The sequence below is a fragment of the Streptomyces atriruber genome (genome assembly GCF_001418325.1).
GTDB lineage: Bacteria > Actinomycetota > Actinomycetes > Streptomycetales > Streptomycetaceae > Streptomyces > Streptomyces atriruber.
The window spans coordinates 1-7,163 of sequence record NZ_LIPN01000325.1 but is presented as its reverse complement, the minus strand read 5'-3'; the positions used below and the strand labels follow the sequence as shown (position 1 = coordinate 7,163).

The window sequence follows — 7,163 nt, the reverse complement described above, 5'->3', positions numbered from 1 at the left end:
GGCTCCCCCGCCACCCCGCTCCCGGCCGCCACAGCGACCTGCGCAGACTGCGCGGCGCCTACCGGATCCAGCGCCGGGTCGCCACCTTCACCGCGCTCGGCTACTTCACGCTCTTCCTCGTCCTGTCCGCCCTCGCGCCGTCCTTCATGACCGGCACCGTCTCCGGCGGCCTGACCACGGGGCTGCTCCTCGGCCTGTGCCAGGTCCCCGTCACCTGCCTCGCCCTCGTCCTGTTCGAGCGCACGGCCCGGCACCGCCTCGACCCGCTGTCCGAACTGCTGCGCAGGCAGACCGGGGCGGCCGCCGCGCGCGACGGCGGGGACCGCCCATGAGCACGGAAGCGCAGACCATGTCCCTGGTGGCCTTCACCGTCGTGGTCACCCTCACCCTGCTGCTGTGCGTGATGACCGGCCCCGACCGGGACGACCTCGACGAGTTCTACACCGGCTACGGCGGGCTCTCCCCGCTGCGCAACGGCCTCGCCATCGCGGGCGACTACATCTCGGCGGCCACCGTCCTCGGCACCGGGGGCGTGATCGCCCTGCTCGGGTACGACGGCGTGGTCCTCGCCCTGAGCACGGCGCTCTCCCTGACGCTCCTGATGTTCCTGCTGGCCGAACCCCTGCGCAACGCGGGGCGGTTCACCATGGGCGACGTCATGGCGCGCCGCATGCCGGGCCGCGCCGTCCGGATCGCCGCGTGCACGGCCACCCTCGCCGCCCTGCTCCCGCTGATGCTGGTCCAACTGGCGGGCGCGGGCGACCTGCTGGCCTTCATCCTCGGTTTCTCCAGCGACGGCCTGAAGACCGGCTGCATCGTCGCGCTCGGCGCCCTGATGATCAGTTACGCGGCGATCGGCGGCATGAAGGGCACCGCCCTCATCCAGATCCTGAAGATCGTGATGCTGCTCGGCTCCGGCGCGGTGGTCGCCGTCCTGATACTGCGGCGCTTCGACTGGGACCCCGGCGCCCTGCTCGCCGCCGCCGAGGACGGCAGCGGCGCGGGGCCCGCCTTCCTCCGGTCCGGACTGCAGTTCGCGAACAGCCCGGGCCCCCGCCTGGACATGATCAGTTCGGAGCTGACCGTGGTCCTCGGCGGCGCGGCGCTCCCGCACGTCACCATGCGGATGTACACGGCCCGCAGCGCCCGCGACATACGGCGCTCGATGTCCTGGGCGGTCTCGTCGGTCGCCCTGTTCGTCCTCGTCATCACCGTCGTGGGCTTCGGCGCGACCGCGCTGCTCGGCCGCGCGACGATCGCGAAGGACGACCCGCAGGGCAACACCGCCTACCTCCTCGGCTCCCGCGCGGCGTTCGGCGCCCACACCTCGGCCATCGAGACCCTGGTCTTCACGACGGTCACCACGGCGCTGTTCCTGACGCTGCTCGCCTCGGTCGCCGGGATGATCCTCGCCTGCGCCAACTCCCTGGCCCACGACGTCTTCGCGCAGGGCCGCCGCACCCCCTCGCCCCGCCGCGAGATGACGCTGGCCCGCGCCTCCGCACTGGCCATAGGGGCGCCCGCGATCCTCCTCGCGGTCCTGGTCAAGGACCACAACCTCCAGCCCCTGGCCACCCTCTCGTTCTGCCTGGGCGCGTCGGCCCTTGCCCCCGCCCTGGTCTACAGCCTCTTCTGGCGGCGCTACACACGGACGGGCCTGCTCTGCACGCTGCTCGGCGGCACGCTCGGCTCACTGGTCCTGATGACGGGCACGAACCTGGTCTCGGGCGGCCCCGGCGCCGCCTTCCCGAACCACGACTTCAACTGGTTCCCGTTCACGACGACGGGCCTCGTCTCGATCCCGCTCGGCTTCCTCCTCGGGTGGCTCGGCACGCGCTTCACCGGGCGCGCGGAGGCGGAGGAGCACCGCAGGCAGTACGAGGCCGTGGAGGGCTGGATCCTGGCGGGGGCGGCACGCCGGGGGAAGTGATGATTTGATGATTGAAAGTCAGACATTCCAGGACGTCGCGGTGTTACCGTACTCGCTGGTAACCATTTCTGGCGGGTACCCGTCAGAAATGCAGCTCCGGGGGGTCACATCGTCATGGGCGTAGTGCCCCCATGACCGAGGAACGCATGCACCACAGAACCACCACCCGGCTGGTCACGACGGTGACCGCCCTGTCCCTCTCGTTCACCTCCGCAGTCGCGGCGGGCAGCTCGGCGGCCGCCGCCGAGAAGAAGCCCGCGAGCCTCCTGGAGATCGCCGAGCGGGTCTCGCACTACGCACACTGCGACGATCTCGGACTCGTCGAAAAGGCGGGCTGCCTGCGGGAGTTCAGCCGCAAGGCGCTCATCGCGGGCGTCGGCACCGCCCTGTTCCTGTACGGAACGCAGTCGATCATGAAGGACCACGGCGCCCGCTTCAAGACGCTCGACACGGAGCTGAACGCGCTGGGCAAACTGAAGCTCGCCGAGCTCAAGGACCCCTCGTCGACGTCCGACCCGAAGGAGCAGGAGAAGATCCTGACCCAGGCGGTCAAGACCGCCAAGGCCGCGGGGCCGCACCTGAAGAACCTCGCGGAGAACGTCGCCAAGGCCGACGAGATGATGGGCACGACGAGCGACTCGCTCTACGCGCTGAGCATTCTCACCGTCGTCGTCGGTGACTACGGCTTCCCGCCGTCGAGGGACGTCAAGCCCGTCAAGGACACCACCGACTGGGGCAAGGAGCTCAGGGAGCTCAACGCGGCGTTCGACCAGATGAACAAGGGCTTCGCCCAGATGGACCGCGGCCTCAAGACGATGAACGCGGGCGTGGACGAGGTCAACAAGGGCCTGGCCAAGGCCAACAAGGGGATCTCCAAGGCCAACAAGGGCATGAAGGAGATGAACGACGGCATCGCCCAGGCCAACCGCGGCATGAAGACCGCGAACAAGCACGTCCCCGGCATCAAGAAGGGCGCCGAGCGGCTCAGCGAGCTCCCCGACATCGACTTCGACTTCTCCCACGTCGGCGACTCCTGGGGCACCGGCTCCTCGGGCCTCGACGAGGCCACGCAGCAGCGCCGGATGTCCCTCTTCCTCGACCTGGTGCCGGGCATCGGCGACGGCAAGGGCATCGTGGAGGCGCTGACCGGCAAGGACCTGGCCACCGGGCAGCAGCTCAGCGGCGCGGAGCGGGCGGCCGGATCGCTCGCCGTCCTGCGCTGGCTCAAGGTCGGCGCCAAGGTGGGCGCGAAGGCCCTGACCGCCGACGACGTCCGCAAGGCCCGCAAGGGCGGGAGCGCCGCCGCCACCTGCGCGAGCAACAGCTTCCTGCCGGGCACCCGGGTGCTCATGGCCGACGGCTCCGCCCGCCCCATCGAGCAGGTCGAGGAGGGCGACCAGGTCCTCGCCACCGACCCGGCCACCGGCCGCACCGAGGGCCAGGCCGTCACCGACCTGATCATCGGCAGCGGCGAGAAGAACCTCGTCGAGGTCGGCGTGGACGTCGACGGCGACCGCGGCGCCCGCAGCGCCTCGATCACCGCGACCGATCTGCACCCGTTCTGGACCGGCGACTCGGACCAGTGGACCAACGCGGCCGACCTCACGCCCGGGGCGACGCTGCGGACCGACGCGGGCGCGTCCGTGAAGGTCGACGCGGTCACCTCGTGGACCGCGTCGACGCCCGAGGTCCGCAACCTCACCGTGGCGGGCACCCACACGTACTACGTGCTGGCGGGCGACACCCCCGTCCTGGTGCACAACGCGACGCCGTGCAAGCTGATGACGTCGGTCATCGGCAAGGACGCCCAGCTGTCGAAGGCCGCACAGCAGGCGGGCAAGAACCAGACGGTCCAGCGCGACCTCGACGGCCTCTTCGAGCAGCTCTCCCGTGGAAACATGAATCCGGGTCTCGGCAGCAAGGCGCTGGCGGGCACCGACATCACGTACGCCCGCGGCCGGAACGGCGGACGCCTGTTCTTCCGGAACGTGGAAGGCGGCATCGAGATCGTCGGCAAGTCCGACAAGGGCAACGAGTCCAAGGTGATTGCGAGGCTGAAGCAGCTCTATGGAAAGTGACCCGCAGCTGCTGGTCGAGGACGACCGGTTCACGGCGCTGTTCATGCTGGGCGCGGACGACCGCGCCGAGGACGTCGAGAACGTCGACGCCGAACTCCGCCTGCCCGACGGCACGCGGTGGAGCGCCACCTTCATGACGCCCCGCGAGATCGCCGTGGTCATGGACCGCTGGAAGCGGACGGGCGAAGCCGCGGGCGGCGCGTTCTTCCAGTGCCAGGACCTGGTCGTGGTCCCGACGGGCGGGGTCGCCGCGATGGTGACGGCGTTCCGTGCGATCGTCGACGAGGGCGGCCCGGCCGGGGTCCTGCCCCGACTGGAGGACTAGGGTCTGTCCGGCGGATCAGGGCGCGGGAGCGTGGCGGCCGCCTTGCGGTGCCGGTGAGCGGGGTCTGGTGCGTGCAGCTGCAAGGCGGAGCGTTGACAACCGACGACAACGCCGCAGATGGGCGTGCCAGACCCCGCGACCCGCGCCATGATCCGCCGGACAGACCCTAGGCGGGTCCCCAGGACAAGCCCGTCGTGTGACTGACCGCCCGGTGGTGGCTGGTCGCGCAGTTCCCCGCGCCCCTTGGCGGCATCTTCGGCCGGGCGGCGAGATGGACCGGCCAGGGGCGCGGGGAACTGCGCGACCAGCCACGAGGAGCCCGCAGACGAAGCGCAGCCGTCAGAGGAGACTCACGGCGTCTCTTCCGCCGGAGCCCGCCCCGTCAGCGCCGCCAGGCTGCTGCGTACGTGGTCCATGTGCGCCCGCACCTCGTCCCACTGCTCGCCGTGCTCACGCAGCACCCGCTCCGTCTCGCGGGCCACCCGCTCCTCGCACAGGACCGCCTCCGAGACCACCTCGGCGCCCCGCGCCTCCGCGTCCTCCTGCCGGTGCCGGGCGGACTCCTCCGCCTCCGCGAACGCCCGCTTGGCCTCGGAGAGCCGGGCCTCCGCCGCGGCCACCCGCTCCGCGTCCCGCGCGTCCGACGCCGCCTCCCGCTCGGCCGCCTCCCGCTCGGCGGCCTCCCACCGCTCGCCCTGCTCCTTCTCCTGCTCGGCGAGCAGCCCCTCGCACCGCTGCCGCATCTCGCGCAGCGCCCCCAGCGCCTCGCCGCGCCACGCCTTCACGTCCTGCCGGGCCGAGATCCTCACCTCGTCGGCCGTCGTCCGGTCCGCGAGGAGCCGCTGCCCGGCCCGCTCCTCCGCCCGGGCCCCGACCCGCTCGGCATGCTCGCGCGCGGCCTCCCGCACCTCCCGCGCCGCGGCCTCTGCCTCTTCCCGCAGGGCCTGCGCCTCGGCCGCCGCGGTCTCCCGTACGGCGGCGGCCTCCGCCTCGGCGAGGGTCAGGATCTGCCGGGCCCGCTCGCCGAGCGTCTCGTACGTCTGGGGGGCGAGCCGCGACACCGCGTCCCGCAGGTGCTCCGCCTCCGCCTCCATGTCCTTGGCGAGGACGGTCAGCCGGGCCGCACGCTCCCATGCCGCGTCCCGCTCCCCGGAAAGACCGGCGGCGTACGCCTCGACCTGCTCGGGGCGGTAGCCGCGCCCCCGCACGGTGACGAAGCCGTACGGCGACGTCGATGCACCGCTGCTGCTCATCCTTGGATCCCCTCTCCGACGTACCGCACGCGTACAGCGCGATTGGCGCACATCTTGATGGATCAAGCGGAAGCGCTCATAACGCGACACTCCGCCCACCCCACGCGGTCAAGGATGCGTCAATTGGTGCCAGAAGTCGGAATCGGGGCGACATTCCCGCCGCGCGCGCCCCAAATGGGGGAGGCGCCCGCCCCGTCCGGCCTGCAGATGGGGTGGGCGCCTCCTCCTCACGTACCGCGGCGGGCTACAGCAGCCCGTCCCACATCTGCTCCAGGAGCACCGACCACCAGCTCTCCGGCGACCCGAGCGCCGCCGGGTCGAGCGCGGCCAGCTGGCTCTGGAAGTCGACGGTCCAGCGGCCCGCCTGCTCCTGGTTGAGCCCGAAGCGCAGCCGCCACATCCGGCCGAGCAGCGCCATGCAGCGCGCGAACTCGGGCAGCCCCGTGTTCACGAACTGCGGCGGCACGGGCGCACCGCCGGGACCGGCCTCCACCGGCACCGCCACTATGTTCGCCGTGCCGTACTGCACGCACAGCGCACGCCCGAAGTCGCTGCCCATCACCAGGTACGAACCCGCGTCGGACGCCGGCTGCACCCCGCGCTCCTGCGCCAGCTCCGCCAGCGTCGGCACCGGACGTCCCGGCTGCGCCTGCGCCCAGAAGAACGGCCCGAAGTCGACGGGCAGACCCGCCACCACGAGGGTGTGCGCCACGATGTCCGGCACGCCCTGCCGCGACACGGCCCGCTGGTCGAACCGGAAGATGCCGGGCCCGAAGGCCCCGGCCAGCTCCTGCGCGACGCCCTCCGGCGGAATCGCGGGAGCGGGCGGCATCTGCTGCAGCGGGGCCCGCACCGGGGCGGGCCTTGCGGGGCCGTCCGCGACCTGGTGCAGCTCGCCCTGGTGCGCGAGGAGCTGCTGCATGCCCTGCCGACGGGACGCGTGGTCCCTGCCGTACGGCGCGATCGACGTGATCCGCGCCTGCGGCCAGGTCTCCCTGATCATGCGCGCGCAGTACGCGCCGGGCAGCTCGCAGGACTCCAGCTCGGTGTGGAGCTCCAGCACCTGCTGCGGCGGCACGTTCATGCCGCGCAGCTCGTGCAGGATCTGCCACTCCGGGTGCGGCGTACCGGGCGCGGAGCGGCGGATGAGCTGCTGCTCGGAACCGTCGGCCGCACGGTAGCGCAGCACGGCCTGGTAGCCGGGACCGACGGTCGGCTGACCGGTGGGCTGCTGGGGGTAGCCGTAGGGCTGCCCGCCGGAGGCGCCGGGGCCACCGGGCATTCCGGGAGCACCGGGGGCGCCGGGGACCTGCTGGCCCGGTGCGGGCGGCGGCATGCCGGGCGCACCCGGGCCGCCGACCGCGGGTCCGGCCAGCATCGTCGCGGCGTGGTGGACGCCGCCGCCGGGGGGCTGCGGGGTGCCGGGGGCGCCGGGCGTACCCGGAGCACCGGGCGGACCGGGAGGCTGCGGAGCACCAGGAGCACCAGGAGCACCAGGAGCGCCAGGAGCACCCGGAGCACCCGGAGCGCCGGGCGGGCCGGGAGGCTGCGGCGCCCCCGGAGGCGTACCCGGAGCA

General features: G+C 72.5%; 6 protein-coding genes. 4 read left to right on the top strand and 2 right to left on the bottom strand.

All coding sequences use genetic code 11. From position 1 onward, the window contains the following. From AOK03_RS29790 to AOK03_RS29775, 4 genes are all read left to right on the top strand, one after another. Positions 1 to 332 (top strand): DUF485 domain-containing protein (locus AOK03_RS29790; protein ID WP_055568468.1); only part of this gene is annotated, 332 nt, incomplete at its 5' end. After that, positions 329 to 1,930 (top strand): sodium/solute symporter, encoded by a 1,602-nt coding sequence (locus AOK03_RS29785; protein WP_055568467.1) that lies wholly within the window; start codon positions 329 to 331, stop codon positions 1,928 to 1,930. The genes AOK03_RS29790 and AOK03_RS29785, both read left to right, overlap by 4 nt. Before the next feature lie 146 nt (positions 1,931 to 2,076). After that, positions 2,077 to 4,008, top strand: coding sequence for a pre-toxin TG domain-containing protein (locus AOK03_RS29780; RefSeq protein WP_055568466.1), 1,932 nt, complete (start codon positions 2,077 to 2,079; stop codon positions 4,006 to 4,008). Beyond that, on the top strand, positions 3,998 to 4,333 hold the full coding sequence (locus AOK03_RS29775; RefSeq protein WP_055568465.1) for a hypothetical protein: 336 nt from the start codon (positions 3,998 to 4,000) through the stop codon (positions 4,331 to 4,333). The genes AOK03_RS29780 and AOK03_RS29775 overlap by 11 nt, the downstream gene beginning before the upstream one ends. A 350-nt stretch (positions 4,334 to 4,683) precedes the next feature. Here the strand turns inward: AOK03_RS29775 and AOK03_RS29770 are convergent, their stop codons facing one another. Together AOK03_RS29770 and AOK03_RS29765 are read right to left on the bottom strand one after the other, a co-directional pair. Next, positions 4,684 to 5,586 (bottom strand): hypothetical protein, encoded by a 903-nt coding sequence (locus AOK03_RS29770; protein WP_055568464.1) that lies wholly within the window; start codon positions 5,584 to 5,586, stop codon positions 4,684 to 4,686. 244 nt (positions 5,587 to 5,830) lie between these two features. After that, positions 5,831 to 7,163: SUKH-4 family immunity protein (locus AOK03_RS29765; protein ID WP_208609623.1), on the bottom strand; the 1,333-nt coding region annotated here is incomplete at its 5' end.

Bases quoted from the DNA above. Each gene is read 5' to 3' on its own strand.
- AOK03_RS29785 (WP_055568467.1), top strand. From the start codon at position 329: ATGAGCACGGAAGCGCAGACCATGTCCCTGGTGGCCTTCACCGTCGTG.
- AOK03_RS29780 (WP_055568466.1), top strand. From the start codon at position 2,077: ATGCACCACAGAACCACCACCCGGCTGGTCACGACGGTGACCGCCCTG.
- AOK03_RS29775 (WP_055568465.1), top strand. From the start codon at position 3,998: ATGGAAAGTGACCCGCAGCTGCTGGTCGAGGACGACCGGTTCACGGCG.
- AOK03_RS29770 (WP_055568464.1), bottom strand. From the start codon at position 5,586: ATGAGCAGCAGCGGTGCATCGACGTCGCCGTACGGCTTCGTCACCGTG.